Source organism: Streptomyces tendae, assembly GCF_014650435.1.
Lineage (GTDB): Bacteria > Actinomycetota > Actinomycetes > Streptomycetales > Streptomycetaceae > Streptomyces > Streptomyces tendae.
The window spans coordinates 288,133-303,680 of sequence record NZ_BMUY01000009.1; the positions used below are offsets into that span (position 1 = coordinate 288,133).

The following is a 15,548-nucleotide window of genomic DNA, read 5'->3' on the forward strand; positions in this document are numbered from 1 at the left end:
TGGGTTACGCGAAGGAGACAGGCAGATGTCCGGCCACTCTAAATGGGCTACGACGAAGCACAAGAAGGCCGTGATCGACGCCAAGCGCGGCAAGCTCTTCGCGAAGCTGATCAAGAACATCGAGGTCGCGGCGCGCATGGGCGGCGTCGACATCGAGGGCAACCCGACGCTGTACGACGCCATCCAGAAGGCGAAGAAGCAGTCGGTCCCCAACAAGAACATCGACTCCGCGGTCAAGCGCGGCGGCGGCCTGGAGGCCGGCGGCGCCGACTACGAGACGATCATGTACGAGGGCTACGGCCCCAATGGTGTCGCGGTGCTCATCGAGTGCCTCACCGACAACCGCAACCGCGCCGCCTCCGACGTCCGCGTCGCCATGACCCGCAACGGCGGCTCCATGGCCGACCCGGGATCGGTGTCCTACCTGTTCAACCGCAAGGGCGTCGTGATCGTGCCCAAGGGCGAGCTGGGCGAGGACGACGTCCTCGGCGCCGTCCTGGACGCGGGGGCCGAGGAGGTCAACGACCTCGGCGAGTCCTTCGAGGTGCTCAGCGAGGCCACCGACCTGGTCGCGGTGCGCACCGCCCTCCAGGAGGCCGGCATCGACTACGAGTCCGCCGACGCCAACTTCGTCCCGACCATGCAGGTCGAGCTGGACGAAGAGGGCGCGCGGAAGATCTTCCGGCTCATCGACGCCCTGGAGGACAGCGACGACGTGCAGAACGTCTTCGCCAACTTCGACGTGAGCGACGAGATCATGGAGAAGGTCGACGCGTAGACCGCGCACCGGCACGGCGGGCCGACGGGACACACCCCGTCGGCCCGCCGCCTTGTCAGTGGCACCCGATAGCCTGCACAAACAGGTGATCGACGAGAGGGGGTCGGGTGTGCGCGTACTGGGGGTCGACCCGGGGCTGACCCGCTGCGGTGTCGGGGTCGTCGAGGGCGTCGCGGGCAGACCGCTCACCATGATCGGCGTCGGTGTCGTCCGCACGCCCGCGGACGCGGAGCTCGGCCACCGGCTCGTCGCCGTCGAGCAGGGCATCGAGCAGTGGCTCGACGAGCACCGGCCGGAGTTCGTCGCCGTGGAGCGCGTCTTCAGCCAGCACAATGTGCGCACGGCCATGGGCACCGCCCAGGCCAGCGCCGTCGCCATCCTGTGCGCGTCCCGCCGGGGCATCCCCGTCGCCCTGCACACCCCGAGCGAGGTGAAGGCCGCCGTCACCGGCAGCGGCCGCGCCGACAAGGCACAGGTCGGTGCCATGGTCACCCGCCTGCTGCGGCTCGCCGCCCCGCCCAAGCCCGCCGACGCCGCCGACGCCCTCGCCCTCGCCATCTGCCACATCTGGCGCGCCCCCGCGCAGAACCGCCTCCAGCAGGCCGTGGCCCTGCACGCGCCCCGTGCCCTGCGCACCCCGCCCGTCCCGAAAGGCCGTACGACATGATCGCCTTCGTGAGCGGCACCGTCGCCGCCCTCGCACCCGACGCCGCGGTGGTCGAGGTCGGCGGCGTCGGCATGGCCGTCCAGTGCACGCCGAACACGCTCTCCACCCTGCGGCTCGGCAAGCCCGCCAAGCTCGCCACCTCCCTCGTCGTGCGCGAGGACTCGCTCACCCTCTACGGCTTCGCCGACGACGACGAGCGCCAGGTCTTCGAGCTGCTCCAGACCGCCAGCGGCGTCGGACCCCGCCTGGCCCAGGCGATGCTCGCCGTGCACCAGCCCGACGCCCTGCGCAGAGCCGTCTCCACCGGCGACGAGAAGGCGCTCACCGCCGTCCCCGGCATCGGCAAGAAGGGCGCGCAGAAGCTGCTCCTGGAGCTGAAGGACCGGCTCGGCGAGCCCGTCGGCGCCCCCGCCGTCGGCGCCCCGATCAGCTCCGGCTGGCGCGACCAGCTGCACGCCGCCCTGATCGGCCTCGGGTACGCGACCCGGGAGGCCGACGAGGCCGTCGCCGCCGTGGCGCCGCAGGCGGAGGCCGCCGGGGGCACGCCGCAGGTGGGCGCGCTGCTCAAGGCCGCCCTGCAGACGCTGAACCGCGCCCGCTGACCACGCCCGCCACCACCGACCGGGTGCGCCACGGCAAGGAGAACGAAGTGAACTGGGACGACACCACCGACGCGGAAGCCGCCGCCGAGCGGCTGGTGGGCGCTGCGGCCGACGGCGAGGACCAGGCCGTGGAGGCGGCCCTGCGCCCCAAGGACCTGGGCGAGTTCATCGGCCAGGAGAAGGTCCGCGAGCAGCTCGACCTGGTGCTGCGCGCCGCCCGCGCCCGCGGGGCCACCGCCGACCACGTGCTCCTGTCCGGCGCCCCCGGCCTCGGCAAGACCACCCTCTCGATGATCATCGCGGCCGAGATGGCAGCCCCCATCCGCATCACCTCGGGCCCCGCCATCCAGCACGCCGGCGACCTGGCGGCGATCCTCTCCTCCCTCCAGGAGGGCGAGGTCCTCTTCCTCGACGAGATCCACCGCATGTCGAGGCCCGCCGAGGAGATGCTCTACATGGCGATGGAGGACTTCCGCGTCGACGTCATCGTCGGCAAGGGCCCCGGCGCCACCGCCATCCCCCTGGAGCTGCCCCCGTTCACCCTGGTCGGCGCCACCACCCGCGCCGGGCTGCTGCCGCCCCCGCTGCGCGACCGCTTCGGCTTCACCGCTCACATGGAGTTCTACGGACCGGCGGAACTGGAGCGCGTGATCCACCGCTCCGCCGGCCTGCTCGACGTCGAGATCGATCCCACCGGCGCCGCCGAGATCGCCGGCCGCTCCCGCGGCACCCCCCGCATCGCCAACCGCCTGCTGCGCCGGGTCCGCGACTACGCCCAGGTCAAGGCCGACGGCCTGATCACCCAGGAGATCGCCGCGGCCGCCCTCGCCGTCTACGAGGTCGACGCCCGGGGCCTCGACCGGCTCGACCGGGGCGTGCTGGAGGCCCTCCTCAAGCTGTTCGGTGGCGGACCGGTCGGCCTGTCCACGCTCGCCGTCGCCGTGGGGGAGGAGCGTGAGACAGTGGAAGAGGTCGCCGAGCCCTTCCTCGTAAGGGAGGGTCTGCTCGCCCGCACTCCACGCGGGCGGGTGGCCACTCCGGCCGCATGGGCGCATCTCGGCCTCACCCCGCCGCGTTCGCAGAGTTCAGGAAACGGACAACAGGACTTGTTCGGGGCGTGACGACCCGGTCACGAGAGGCACATTCGCCGGAGCAGGAACCCCGGTGCCATGCTGGGCGTTGTTCCATGCGCGCGGACTCGCCTAGACTCCGCCGATGCCGCCCTTGTCGGCGGTGTACACACCCCCAACCATCAGGCCGCTCCCCATCGCGGTCGTGTGAAGGAAGTACCGACCCGTGAGTCTCGTGACCCTCCTCCCGTTCATCGTGCTCATCGGGGCCATGTTCCTGATGACCCGGTCGGCGAAGAAGAAGCAGCAGCAGGCCGCCAACATGCGGAACGAGATGCAGCCCGGAACCGGTGTCCGCACCATCGGGGGCATGTACGCCACGGTCAAGGAGGTCAACGACGACACGGTCCTCCTCGACGCCGGCCCGGGTGTGGAGCTGCTCTTCGCCAAGAACGCGATCGGTGCCGTCCTCTCCGACGACGAGTACAACCGCATCGTCCACGGCATCGAGCACGACCTGAAGTCCGACGCGGACATCGTCCCCGACGACGCCTCCTCCCTCACCGAGACCGACGCCTCCGCCGCCGACGCCTCCGCCGCCGACGCCTCCGACGACAAGTCCGTCGACCTCGGCAAGAAGGCCGAGCCCGCCGACGAGACGGCCGACGAGCCGAAGGTCGACGCCGCGCCCGCCGAGGCGAAGGCGGACGAGCAGGCGAAGAAGTCCGACGGCGGTTCCGAGGCGAAGTAAGCCGTGCCCCGGGGTGCGCGGGACGGGTTCCCGCGCACCCCGCGTGACGCGCGGCTCGCACGGATCCGGACACCATGTGATGGCCGCCGGTGACGCCTTCTGGGCGCGAAGCGGCCCGAGAGGGAGTACACAAAGGTGGTAGCACCTAAAAAGGGAAAGAATGCGAGCGCTCAGAGTAAGCCCGGGCGCTCGCTGGCCCTGATCCTGATCGCCATCGTGGCGCTCACCGGAGGCATGTTCGCCTCCGGGCACACGACTCCGCGTCTCGGTATCGACCTGGCTGGTGGCACGAGCATCACCCTGCGGGCCGTGCCGGAGGCGGGCCAGGAGTCCGCGATCAACAAGACCAACATGGACACCGCGGTCGAGATCATGAACCGCCGTGTCAATGGTCTGGGTGTTTCCGAGGCCGAGGTCCAGACCCAGGGCGACCGGAACATCATCGTCAACATCCCCAAGGGGACGAACTCGAAGGAAGCCCGGCAGCAGGTCGGCACCACCGCCAAGCTGTACTTCCGTCCGGTCCTCGCCACCGAACTCTCCGGCGCCAACGCGACCGGCACCCCCTCGGCGAGCGAGACCGGCGGCGCCTCGGACAAGGCGACCGACAAGGCCACGGACAAGGCGACCGACGGCGACAAGGCCACCGACGGCGACAAGGCGAGCGGCACGCCGTCCGACTCCGCGTCGGCGAGCGCCACCTCCCAGGGCCGCGCCGCCAGCGACGCCCTGAAGGCCGACCCCAGCCCGTCCGCGACCAGCTCCGACGGAGCCTCCCCGTCCCCGAGCGCCAGCGCCTCCGGCGACGACGCCACCGCCAAGCTGCAGCAGCAGTACGCGGCTCTGGACTGCACCGACAAGAACGCCCGCGCCAAGGCCGGCGACGGCGCCAAGCCGAGCGAGCAGACCGTGGCCTGCGGCCAGAACTCGCAGGGCCAGTGGCAGAAGTACATCCTCGGCGCCGCCGCGGTCGACGGCACCGAGGTCGACGAGGCCGAGGCCGTCTACAACACGCAGACCGCCGCCGGCTGGACCGTGACGATGAAGTTCACGGACAAGGGCAGCAAGAAGTTCGCGGACATCACCGGCAAGCTGGCGCAGAACCAGTCCCCGCAGAACCAGTTCGCCATCGTCCTGGACAACGAGGTCGTCTCCGACCCGTACGTCAGCCAGGCGCTCACCGGCGGCAACGCGGAGATCTCCGGCAGCTTCGACCAGGAGGAGGCCCAGAGCCTCGCCAACATGCTATCCTACGGCGCGCTGCCGCTGACCTTCAAGGAGGACAGCGTCACCACCGTCACCGCCGCGCTCGGCGGTGAGCAGCTTCACGCCGGCCTGATCGCGGGCGCGATCGGTCTCGCCCTGGTCGTCCTCTACCTGCTGTTCTACTACCGCGGACTGTCGTTCATCGCGGTCTGCTCGCTGCTGGTCTCGGCCGGTCTCACGTACGTGATCATGGCGCTGCTCGGCCCGACCATCGGCTTCGCGCTGAACCTGCCGGCCGTGTGCGGTGCCATCGTCGCCATCGGCATCACGGCGGACTCGTTCATCGTGTACTTCGAACGCGTCCGGGACGAGATCCGGGAGGGCCGCACGCTGCGACCCGCCGTCGAGCGTGCCTGGCCGCGCGCCCGGCGCACCATCCTCGTCTCCGACTTCGTGTCCTTCCTCGCCGCCGCGGTGCTCTTCGTCGTCACCGTGGGCAAGGTGCAGGGCTTCGCGTTCACGCTCGGCCTGACGACCCTGCTCGACGTGGTGGTGGTGTTCCTGTTCACCAAGCCGCTGCTGACGCTGATGGCCCGGCGCAAGTTCTTCTCCAGCGGTCACAAGTGGTCCGGCCTCGACCCCAAGGCCCTGGGTGCCAAGCCCCCGCTGCGCCGCACCCGCCGTCCGTCCCGTCCTGCCGCCGGCCCTGTCGACCCGAAGGAGGCGTGAGAGATGTCGAAGCTCGGCACACTCGGCGCCCGACTGCACCACGGCGAGGTCGGCTACGACTTCGTCAAGAACCGCAAGATCTGGTACGGCATCTCGATCCTCATCACCATCACGGCCATCGTCGGCCTGGCGGTGCGCGGCCTGCACATGGGCATCGAGTTCCAGGGCGGCGCGGTCTTCACCACCCCGAAGAACATGAGCGCCTCGGTCGCCCAGACCGAGACCTGGGCGGAGGAGGCGTCCGGCCACGACGCCATCGTCCAGAAGCTCGGCGACGGCAGCCTCCGCATCCAGATCGCGGGCACCGACACCCAGCAGTCGGACCAGATCAAGGAGGACCTCTCCAAGAACCTGGACGTCTCCGCGGAGAAGATCAACGCCGACCTGGTCGGCCCCAGCTGGGGTGACCAGATCGCGAACAAGGCATGGCAGGGCCTCGGGATCTTCATGGTCCTGGTGGTGATCTACCTGGCGATCGCGTTCGAGTGGCGGATGGCACTGGCCGCCTTCGTCGCGCTGATCCACGACATCACCATCACGGTGGGCATCTACGCCCTCGTCGGCTTCGAGGTCACACCCGGCACGGTGATCGGCCTGCTGACGATCCTCGGCTACTCGCTCTACGACACGGTCGTCGTCTTCGACAGCCTCAAGGAGCAGACCCGGGACATCACCAAACAGACCCGCTGGACCTACGCGGAGATCGCCAACCGGTCGATCAACAGCACCCTGGTCCGCTCCATCAACACCACGGTGGTCGCGCTGCTGCCGGTGGCGGGCCTGCTGTTCATCGGCGGCGGTGTCCTCGGCGCCGGCATGCTGAACGACATCTCCCTGTCGCTGTTCGTCGGCCTCGCGGCCGGCGCCTACTCGTCGATCTTCATCGCCACGCCGCTCGTCGCCGACCTCAAGGAGGCCGAGCCGCAGATGAAGGCCCTCAAGAAGCGGGTCCTCGCCAAGCGCGCCCAGGCGGCCGCCAAGGGCGAGAGCGCGGAGTCCGCGGCCGACGAGGGGGCGTACGACGCCGACGAGCCGGACGACGCGGCACCCGCGGTGGTCGGCCCCCGCAACCAGCCCGCGTCCCGCGGCAGGGGCCGCGGCCGACCCTCGGGGAAGCGCCGATGACCGGGACGACCGACATCACGGAGCTGCTGCTCAGCCGCATCCGCGACGTGGCCGACTACCCGGAGCCGGGCGTGGTGTTCAAGGACATCACCCCGCTCCTGGCGGACCCGGCGGCCTTCGCCGCGCTCACCGACGCCCTCGCCGACGTGGCCCGGGACACCGGTGCCACCAAGGTCGTCGGCCTGGAGGCCCGCGGCTTCATCCTCGGCGCCCCGGTGGCCCTCAGGGCGGGCCTCGGCTTCATTCCCGTACGCAAGGCGGGCAAGCTCCCCGGAGCCACGCTCAGCCAGGCGTACGACCTGGAGTACGGCTCCGCCGAGATCGAGGTGCACGCCGAGGACCTCACCGCGGGCGACCGCGTGCTGGTCGTCGACGACGTCCTCGCCACCGGCGGCACCGCCGAGGCATCGCTGGAGCTGATCCGCCGGGCCGGAGCCGATGTCGCGGGCCTGGCCGTGCTGATGGAGCTGGGCTTCCTCGACGGGCGGGCCCGGCTGGAGCCCGCTCTGGCCGGGGCCCCGCTGAAGGCGCTGCTCACGGTCTGAACCGTGCGAACCGCACCCCTGGGGCGGGCCCGGAGGAATCCGGCGCCCGCCCCAGGCGTTGCACGGGTTGACCGCCCTCACATTGGCCAGAAGGCGATCCTGGAGGGCAGGATCGCTACCATGGGGTATCCGGAGCCTGACCGGGGGACCCGGATCGCGCACGAGGAGTCCTCTTGCCAGACGAGGCCCAGCCACTGACCGCCGCAAAGCCCGAGTCCGCCTCGGCGTCCGCGGCGAAGCCCGCGCCGAGCGGGCCCCAGGCGAAGAACGACACGCGTGGGCCGATCCAGCACGCCCCGGCAGCGCCCGTCGACAAGCCGGCCGAGCAGCAGCCGCGCCCCAAGCCGCTGCCGGCCGAGCGCCCGCAGAACGCGCCGGTGGTCCGCGCCCCCGCAGGCCAGCCCGCCCGCTCCGGCTCCTCCAACCGCGTCCGCGCCCGCCTGGCCCGCCTCGGCGTGCAGCGCGCCAACCCGTACAACCCGGTCCTGGAGCCGCTGCTGCGCATAGTGCGCGGCAACGACCCCAAGATCGAGACGGCGACCCTGCGCCAGATCGAGCGCGCCTACCAGGTCGCCGAACGCTGGCACCGCGGCCAGAAGCGCAAGAGCGGCGACCCGTACATCACGCACCCGCTCGCCGTCACCACCATCCTGGCCGAGCTGGGCATGGATCCGGCCACGCTGATGGCCGGGCTGCTGCACGACACCGTCGAGGACACCGAGTACGGCCTGGAGGACCTGCGCCGCGACTTCGGCGACGTGGTCACCCTCCTCGTCGACGGCGTCACCAAGCTGGACAAGGTCAAGTTCGGCGAGGCCGCGCAGGCCGAGACCGTGCGCAAGATGGTCGTCGCCATGGCCAAGGACCCGCGCGTCCTGGTCATCAAGCTCGCCGACCGCCTGCACAACATGCGCACCATGCGTTACCTCAAGCGCGAGAAGCAGGAGAAGAAGGCGCGCGAGACCCTGGAGATCTACGCGCCGCTCGCCCACCGGCTGGGCATGAACACCATCAAGTGGGAGCTGGAGGACCTCGCCTTCGCGATCCTCTACCCCAAGATGTACGACGAGATCGTCCGCCTGGTCGCCGAGCGCGCCCCCAAGCGCGACGAGTACCTGGCCGTCGTCACCGACGAGGTCCAGCAGGACCTGCGCGCGGCCCGCATCAAGGCGACCGTCACCGGCCGTCCCAAGCACTACTACAGCGTCTACCAGAAGATGATCGTCCGCGGCCGGGACTTCGCGGAGATCTACGACCTGGTGGGCATCCGCGTCCTGGTGGACACCGTCCGCGACTGCTACGCGGCGCTCGGCACGGTCCACGCCCGCTGGAACCCGGTTCCGGGGCGGTTCAAGGACTACATCGCGATGCCCAAGTTCAACATGTACCAGTCGCTGCACACCACGGTCATCGGGCCCGGCGGCAAGCCGGTCGAGCTGCAGATCCGCACCTTCGACATGCACCGCCGCGCGGAGTACGGCATCGCCGCGCACTGGAAGTACAAGCAGGAGGCCGTCGCCGGCGCCTCCAAGGTGCGCACCGACGCCCCCAGGTCGTCCGGCAAGAGCAAGGACGACCACCTCAACGACATGGCGTGGCTGCGCCAGCTGCTCGACTGGCAGAAGGAGACCGAGGACCCCGGCGAGTTCCTGGAGTCCCTGCGCTTCGACCTCTCCCGCAACGAGGTGTTCGTCTTCACCCCCAAGGGCGACGTCATAGCGCTCCCCGCCGGGGCCACCCCGGTGGACTTCGCCTACGCGGTCCACACCGAGGTCGGCCACCGCACCATAGGGGCGCGGGTCAACGGGCGGCTGGTGCCACTGGAGTCGACCCTGGACAACGGCGACCTGGTGGAGGTCTTCACCTCCAAGGCGGCCGGCGCGGGCCCCTCCCGCGACTGGCTGGGCTTCGTGAAGTCACCGCGCGCCCGCAACAAGATCCGCGGCTGGTTCTCCAAGGAGCGCCGCGACGAGGCGATCGAGCAGGGCAAGGACGCCATCGTCCGCGCGATGCGCAAGCAGAACCTGCCGATCCAGCGCATCCTGACCGGCGACTCCCTGGTCACGCTCGCCCACGAGATGCGTTACTCGGACATCTCCGCGCTGTACGCGGCGATCGGCGAGGGCCATGTCTCCGCGCAGAACATCGTGCAGAAGCTGGTCCAGGCGCTCGGCGGCGAGGAGGCGGCCACCGAGGAGATCGACGAGTCGGTCCCGCCGTCCCGGGGACGCGGCCGCAAGCGCCGAGCGAACGCCGACCCGGGTGTGGTCGTCAAGGGCGTCGAGGACGTGTGGGTCAAGCTGGCCCGCTGCTGCACGCCCGTCCCCGGCGACCCGATCATCGGCTTCGTCACCCGCGGCAGCGGTGTCTCCGTCCACCGCAGCGACTGCGTGAACGTGGACTCGCTGTCCCGGGAGCCCGAGCGCATCCTCGAGGTCGAGTGGGCGCCCACCCAGTCCTCGGTCTTCCTGGTCGCCATCCAGGTCGAGGCGCTGGACCGCTCCCGGCTGCTGTCGGACGTCACGCGGGTGCTGTCCGACCAGCACGTCAACATCCTCTCGGCGGCCGTCCAGACCTCCCGCGACCGGGTGGCCACCTCCCGCTTCACCTTCGAGATGGGCGACCCGAAGCACCTGGGGCACGTCCTGAAGGCCGTACGCGGCGTCGAGGGCGTCTACGACGTCTACCGGGTGACGTCGGCGCGCAGGCCGTCGTAGCCGTCGCGGGCGGCCGCGCGGGCGCACACACGAGAGGGGCTCCCGTACACGCCGTACGGGAGCCCCTCTCGTGTCCGGTCCGCGACCGTCAGCCGCCGAACTCGTGCAGCCCCTTGAGCGCCTGGTCGAGCAGGGCCTGGCGGCCCTCCAGCTCACGCGCGAGTTTGTCGGCCTTGGCGTCGTTGCCCTGGGCGCGCGCCTGCTCGATCTGGGAGCGCAGCTTGTCCACGGCCGCCTGGAGCTGACCGGTCAGGCCCTCGGCACGCGCGCGTGCCTCCGGGTTGGTCCGGCGCCACTCGGCCTCCTCGGCCTCCTGGAGGGCCCGCTCGACCGCGTGCATCCGCCCCTCGACCTTCGGCCGGGCGTCGCGCGGGACGTGGCCGATGGCCTCCCAGCGCTCGTTGACCGAACGGAACGCGGCGCGGGCCGCCTTGAGGTCGGTGACCGGGACGAGCTTCTCGGCCTCCTCGGCCAGCTCCTCCTTGAGCTTCAGGTTCTCCGTCTGCTCGGCGTCCCGTTCCGCGAAGACCGAGCTGCGGGCGGCGAAGAAGACGTCCTGGGCGCCGCGGAAGCGGTTCCACAGGTCGTCCTCGTGCTCGCGCTGGGCGCGGCCCGCGGCCTTCCACTCGGACATCAGGTCGCGGTAGCGCGCGGCCGTCGGTCCCCAGTCCGTCGAGTTCGACAGCGCCTCGGCCTCGGAGACCAGCCGCTCCTTGGTCCGGCGGGCCTCCTCGCGCTGCGCGTCGAGCTGGGCGAAGTGCTGCTTGCGGCGCTTGGAGAACGCCGAGCGCGCGTGCGAGAAGCGGTGCCACAGCTCGTCGTCGGACTTGCGGTCCAGGCGAGGCAGGCCCTTCCAGGTGTCGACCAGGGAGCGCAGCCGCTCACCGGCCGCCCGCCACTGGTCCGAGCGCGCCAGCTCCTCGGCCTCGGCGACCAGGGCCTCCTTGGCACCGCGGGCCTCGTCGGACTGCTTGGCCCGCTGGGCCTTGCGCTCCTCGCGCCGTGCCTCCACGAGCGCGACGAGCTGGTCCAGCCGGGTCCGCAGCGCCTCCAGGTCGCCGACCGCGTGGTGCGCGTCCACCTGCTCGCGCAGGTGGTCGATGGCGGTCTGGGCGTCCTTGGCCGACAGGTCGGTGGTCTTCACCCGCTTTTCGAGGAGGCCGATCTCGACAACCAGTCCTTCGTACTTGCGTTCGAAGTAGGCCAGTGCCTCCTCGGGGGAGCCTGCCTGCCAGGAACCGACGACCTTCTCGCCGTCGGCCGTACGCACGTACACGGTCCCCGTCTCGTCGACGCGGCCCCACGGGTCGCTGCTCACAGCGCCTCCTCCACATGATGCCTGCGGAGGGCTTCGCTACCCCCGGGCATCGTCCACAGTTTCGTCACGGCCAACATAGGCGACCGGCGGGTGGCCTGTCCGCATCCCGCACGACCGAACTTTCGCTGATGAGGGTCAGGATTTCGTGACGGTGGCCTTGTCGATCACGACCGTCGCGTTGGGCGCCGTGTTGCCCGTCGTGGGGTCCGCGGGCTGGGCTCCCGCGGAGGCGATCTTCTTCAGCACGGTCATGCCCTCCTTCGACACGGTGCCGAACGGCGTGTAGCTCGGGGGCAGCTGGCTGTCCTGGTACACGAGGAAGAACTGGCTGCCGCCGGAGTCCGGCTGACCGGTGTTCGCCATCGCCACCGTGCCCGCCGGGTACACGTTGTCCTTGAGGCTCTTGTCCTTGAGGTTCTCGTCCGGGATGTTGTAGCCGGGACCGCCGTTGCCCTGGGCCGTGGGGTCGCCGCACTGGAGCACGTAGATGCCCTCGGTGGTGAGCCGGTGGCACTTCGTGTGGTCGAAGAAGCCCTTGCCCGCCAGGAAGTCGAACGAGTTGACGGTGTGCGGTGCCGCGTCCGCCTTCAGTGCGAGGTCTATGTCACCGCACGTGGTCGCCAGCTTCATCGTGTACTTCGCCGACTTGTCGATGGTCATCGCAGGTTCCTTCTTCCAGGTCTGCGTCTTGACCTTGCCCTCGGCGGGCTTCTCGCACGGGTCCGGTGCCTTGCTCGGGGCCGAGGCGCTCGGCGTGACCTCGGCGCTCGCGTTCGTCTTGCTGTCGTCGTCGTCCCCCAGGACCACTCCGGTCGTGTATAGCGCGACGCTGCCGATCAGGATCACGCCCAGCACCGAGGCGATCGCGGCGTTGCGCATGCGCGCCTTGCGTCGTGCGGAGGTACGTCGCTGCTGCTGCCGCAAGAACTTCTCCCGGGCGAGCTGACGCCGCCGCTGCTCCTGGGTGACCACCGGGTTCTCTCCTCATGCGTCTTCGTGTGCCGACCGGTACGCGTGGGTGCGATGAGCCGACCGTGGGCGTGTAGCCCCGTACCGTATATGGGTTCGCTGAGGAATCGGCACCGCCGGTAGGCTCTGACCATGGGCGCGACCCGTTCGCAAGCCCACCCGTACCGACACAAACGAAGGACGATCGTGCTCATTGCCGGGTTCCCCGCCGGTGCCTGGGGGACGAACTGCTACCTCGTCGCCCCCGCAGCCGGTGAGGAGTGCGTGATCATCGACCCGGGCCACCAGGCGGCCCCCGGAGTCGAGGAAGCGATCCGCAAGCATCGGCTCAAGCCCGTCGCCGTCGTCCTCACCCACGGCCACATCGACCACGTCGCCTCGGTCGTCCCGGTCTGCGGCGCCCACGACGTGCCGGCCTGGATCCACCCCGAGGACCGCTACATGATGAGCGACCCCGAGAAGGGCATCGGCCGCAGCATCGGCATGCCGCTCATGGGCGAGCTGACCGTCGGGGAGCCCGACGACGTCAAGGAGCTGACCGACGGCGCGAAGCTGGCGCTGGCCGGCCTGGAGCTGACCGTCGCGCACGCCCCGGGCCATACCAAGGGGTCGGTGACCTTCGGCCTGCCCGAGGCGGCGGACATCCCGCCGGTCATGTTCTCGGGCGATCTGCTGTTCGCCGGCTCCATCGGACGCACCGACCTCCCCGGCGGCTCCATGGACGACTTGCTCGAGTCCCTGGCACGCGTGTGCCTGCCGCTCGACGACACGACCGTGGTGCTGTCCGGACACGGCCCCCAGACGACCATCGGCCAGGAACGCGCCACCAACCCGTACTTGCGGCAGGTGGCCGTTGGCCAGGGCGCCCAGAACGCGCCCCGACGAGGAATGTGACGAGACCTTCCGTGAGCACCTTCAAGGCCCCCAAGGGCACGTACGACCTGCTGCCGCCCGACTCCGCCAAGTACCTGGCCGTCCGCGAGGCGATCGCCGCCCCGCTGCGCAACTCCGGCTACGGCTACATCGAGACGCCCGGCTTCGAGAACGTCGAGCTGTTCGCACGCGGTGTCGGCGAGTCCACCGACATCGTGACCAAGGAGATGTATGTCTTCGAGACCAAGGGCGGCGACCGGCTCGCCCTGCGCCCGGAGACCACCGCCCCCGTACTGCGCGCGGTCCTGGAGGCCAACCTGCACAAGGCGGGCGGCCTGCCCGTCAAGGTCTGGTACTCGGGCTCGCAGTACCGCTACGAGCGCCCCCAGAAGGGCCGTTACCGCCACTTCTCCCAGGTCGGCGCCGAGGCGATCGGCGCCGAGGACCCGGCCCTGGACGCCGAACTGATCATCCTGGCCGACCAGTCGTACCGCGCGCTCGGCCTGCGGGACTTCCGCATCCTGCTCAACTCCCTGGGCGACCAGGAGTGCCGCCCCGTCTACCGGGCCGCCCTCCAGGACTTCCTGCGCGGTCTCGACCTGGACGAGGACACCTTGCGCCGCGCCGAGATCAACCCGCTGCGCGTCCTGGACGACAAGCGCCCCGACGTCCAGAAGCAGCTCACCGACGCCCCGCTGCTGCGCGACTACCTGTGCGACGCCTGCAAGGCGTACCACGAGGAGGTGCGCGAGCTGATCACGGCGGCGGGCGTGATCTTCGAGGACGACCCGAAGCTGGTGCGCGGCCTGGACTACTACACGCGCACGACGTTCGAGTTCGTCCACGACGGCCTCGGCTCCCAGTCCGCGGTGGGCGGCGGCGGCCGATACGACGGCCTGTCCGAGATGATCGGCGGCCCCTCGCTGCCCTCGGTCGGCTGGGCCCTCGGTGTCGACCGCACCGTCCTCGCCCTGGAGGCGGAGGGCATCGAGCTGGACATCCCGTCCACCACCTCCGTCTTCGCGGTCCCGCTCGGCGAGGAGGCCCGCCGGATCCTGTTCGCCAAGGTCACCGAGCTGCGCAAGAACGGCGTCGCCGCCGACTTCTCCTACGGAGACAAGGGCCTCAAGTCGGCGATGAAGGGGGCCAACCGCTCGGGCGCCCGCTACACGCTGATCCTGGGCGAGCGCGACCTCGCCGAGGGCGTCGTCCAGCTCAAGGACATGGAGACCGGCGAGCAGTCCGCGATCGGCGTCAACGAGATCGTGGCGGAGCTGGAGTCGAGGCTCGGCTAGCGGGCCGACTCGGCGGCGGGCCGACACCCTTCAGGGGCACGTGTTTTCGCTCGCGCGTGCCCCTGAGGAACGGGTGGTGGCCAAAACGCGCCGCTCCGGAGTGATCGCCGATCTGTTCATAGGCTCATCGAACGGTGCCCATACAGGCTTGTGCGGCACAATGGCCCCTGCCCGAAGCAGGTCCCACACCCCAGTGACGGAATCGGCGTGATGAGCAAGACGACAGTGAAGGACGTCTCCACCGTGGCAGAGTCCGCGCCGGACAGCGGCACCCGCACCCCGCGCACCGAGGGCGGCAGCCGCGCCCTCGCCCTGCTGCTGGTGATCACGGGCGCGGCCGGTCTGCTCGCCGCCTGGGTCATCACGATCGACAAGCAGAAGATCCTCGAGGCCAAGGTCGCCGGGACCACCTTCACGCCCGGCTGCAGCCTCAACCCGGTCGTCTCCTGCGGCAACATCATGGAGAGCGACCAGGCATCGGTCTTCGGCTTCCCCAACCCGATGCTCGGCCTCGTCGCCTACGGCATCGTCATCTGCGTCGGCATGAGCCTGCTCGCCCGTGCCACCTACCCGCGTTGGTACTGGCTGACCTTCAACGCCGGCTGCCTGTTCGGTGTCGCCTTCGTCTCCTGGCTGCAGTTCCAGTCCCTGTACCGGATCAACTCGCTGTGCCTGTGGTGCTGCCTGGCCTGGGTCGCCACGATCCTGATGTTCTGGTACGTGACGTCCTTCAACGTCCGCAAGGGCTTCCTGCCCGCGCCGGGCTGGCTGCGCGGGTTCTTCGGCGAGTTCACCTGGGTCCTGCCGGTGCTGCACATCGGCATCATCGGCATGATGGTCCTCACCCGCTGGTGGGACTTCTGGACCAGCTGACCGGTCTTCCGCGAGGGCGGGCCCACCGGG

General features: G+C 70.2%; 14 protein-coding genes. 12 read left to right on the plus strand and 2 right to left on the minus strand.

Annotated features, from left to right (window positions below; genetic code table 11):
• Window positions 1-25 precede the first annotated feature (25 nt).
• The 9 genes from IE258_RS24605 to relA all read left to right on the plus strand — a co-directional run bounded on the left by IE258_RS24605 (window position 26) and on the right by relA (window position 10,190).
• The gene (locus tag IE258_RS24605; RefSeq protein WP_159325264.1) at window positions 26-778 is read left to right on the plus strand and encodes a YebC/PmpR family DNA-binding transcriptional regulator; all 753 of its coding nucleotides are present in this window, start codon (window positions 26-28) and stop codon (window positions 776-778) included.
• A 109-nt stretch (window positions 779-887) separates the two neighbouring features.
• Complete coding sequence (ruvC, locus tag IE258_RS24610) at window positions 888-1,445, plus strand: crossover junction endodeoxyribonuclease RuvC (protein ID WP_189747023.1); 558 nt, start codon at window positions 888-890, stop codon at window positions 1,443-1,445.
• Window positions 1,442-2,047 carry a Holliday junction branch migration protein RuvA gene (gene ruvA / locus IE258_RS24615; protein WP_189746820.1) on the plus strand — a complete coding sequence of 202 codons (606 nt, stop codon included), beginning with the start codon at window positions 1,442-1,444 and terminating at the stop codon, window positions 2,045-2,047. The genes ruvC and ruvA overlap by 4 nt, the downstream gene beginning before the upstream one ends.
• A gap of 47 nt (window positions 2,048-2,094) precedes the next feature.
• The gene (ruvB, locus tag IE258_RS24620; RefSeq protein ID WP_159325262.1) at window positions 2,095-3,168 is read left to right on the plus strand and encodes a Holliday junction branch migration DNA helicase RuvB; all 1,074 of its coding nucleotides are present in this window, start codon (window positions 2,095-2,097) and stop codon (window positions 3,166-3,168) included.
• Window positions 3,169-3,343: 175 nt separating this feature from the next.
• Entirely contained in the window at window positions 3,344-3,868 is a 525-nt protein-coding gene (gene yajC, locus IE258_RS24625) for a preprotein translocase subunit YajC (RefSeq protein ID WP_189746822.1), read from the plus strand.
• A 135-nt stretch (window positions 3,869-4,003) separates the two neighbouring features.
• Window positions 4,004-5,803, plus strand: a complete 1,800-nt coding sequence (gene secD / locus IE258_RS24630; protein WP_189746824.1) for a protein translocase subunit SecD — start codon at window positions 4,004-4,006, stop codon at window positions 5,801-5,803.
• 3 nt (window positions 5,804-5,806) lie between these two features.
• Window positions 5,807-6,928, plus strand: a complete 1,122-nt coding sequence (gene secF, locus IE258_RS24635) for a protein translocase subunit SecF (RefSeq protein WP_159325260.1) — start codon at window positions 5,807-5,809, stop codon at window positions 6,926-6,928.
• A complete protein-coding gene (locus tag IE258_RS24640) occupies window positions 6,925-7,473 on the plus strand; it encodes an adenine phosphoribosyltransferase (protein ID WP_189746826.1) in 549 nt (182 codons plus the stop codon). Before secF ends, IE258_RS24640 begins: the two co-directional genes overlap by 4 nt.
• A 173-nt stretch (window positions 7,474-7,646) precedes the next feature.
• Window positions 7,647-10,190 (plus strand): GTP pyrophosphokinase, encoded by a 2,544-nt coding sequence (relA, locus tag IE258_RS24645; protein ID WP_189746828.1) that lies wholly within the window; start codon window positions 7,647-7,649, stop codon window positions 10,188-10,190.
• A gap of 88 nt (window positions 10,191-10,278) precedes the next feature.
• On the opposite strand, the gene IE258_RS24650 is transcribed toward relA, so the two are convergent.
• A complete protein-coding gene (locus tag IE258_RS24650; protein ID WP_127894821.1) occupies window positions 10,279-11,508 on the minus strand; it encodes a DUF349 domain-containing protein in 1,230 nt (409 codons plus the stop codon).
• 135 nt (window positions 11,509-11,643) lie between these two features.
• Window positions 11,644-12,480 (minus strand): peptidylprolyl isomerase, encoded by an 837-nt coding sequence (locus IE258_RS24655; RefSeq protein ID WP_189746830.1) that lies wholly within the window; start codon window positions 12,478-12,480, stop codon window positions 11,644-11,646.
• 183 nt (window positions 12,481-12,663) lie between these two features.
• Here IE258_RS24655 and IE258_RS24660 point away from each other — a divergent pair, with 183 nt between their 5' ends.
• The 3 genes from IE258_RS24660 to IE258_RS24670 all read left to right on the plus strand — a co-directional run bounded on the left by IE258_RS24660 (window position 12,664) and on the right by IE258_RS24670 (window position 15,518).
• Window positions 12,664-13,371: an MBL fold metallo-hydrolase gene (locus IE258_RS24660; protein ID WP_189746832.1), complete on the plus strand. Its 708-nt coding sequence runs from the start codon at window positions 12,664-12,666 to the stop codon at window positions 13,369-13,371.
• 11 nt (window positions 13,372-13,382) lie between these two features.
• Entirely contained in the window at window positions 13,383-14,645 is a 1,263-nt protein-coding gene (hisS, locus tag IE258_RS24665; protein WP_189746834.1) for a histidine--tRNA ligase, read from the plus strand.
• Between the two features lie 210 nt (window positions 14,646-14,855).
• Window positions 14,856-15,518, plus strand: coding sequence for a vitamin K epoxide reductase family protein (locus IE258_RS24670; protein ID WP_164276556.1), 663 nt, complete (start codon window positions 14,856-14,858; stop codon window positions 15,516-15,518).
• The last annotated feature ends 30 nt before the right edge of the window (window positions 15,519-15,548 follow it).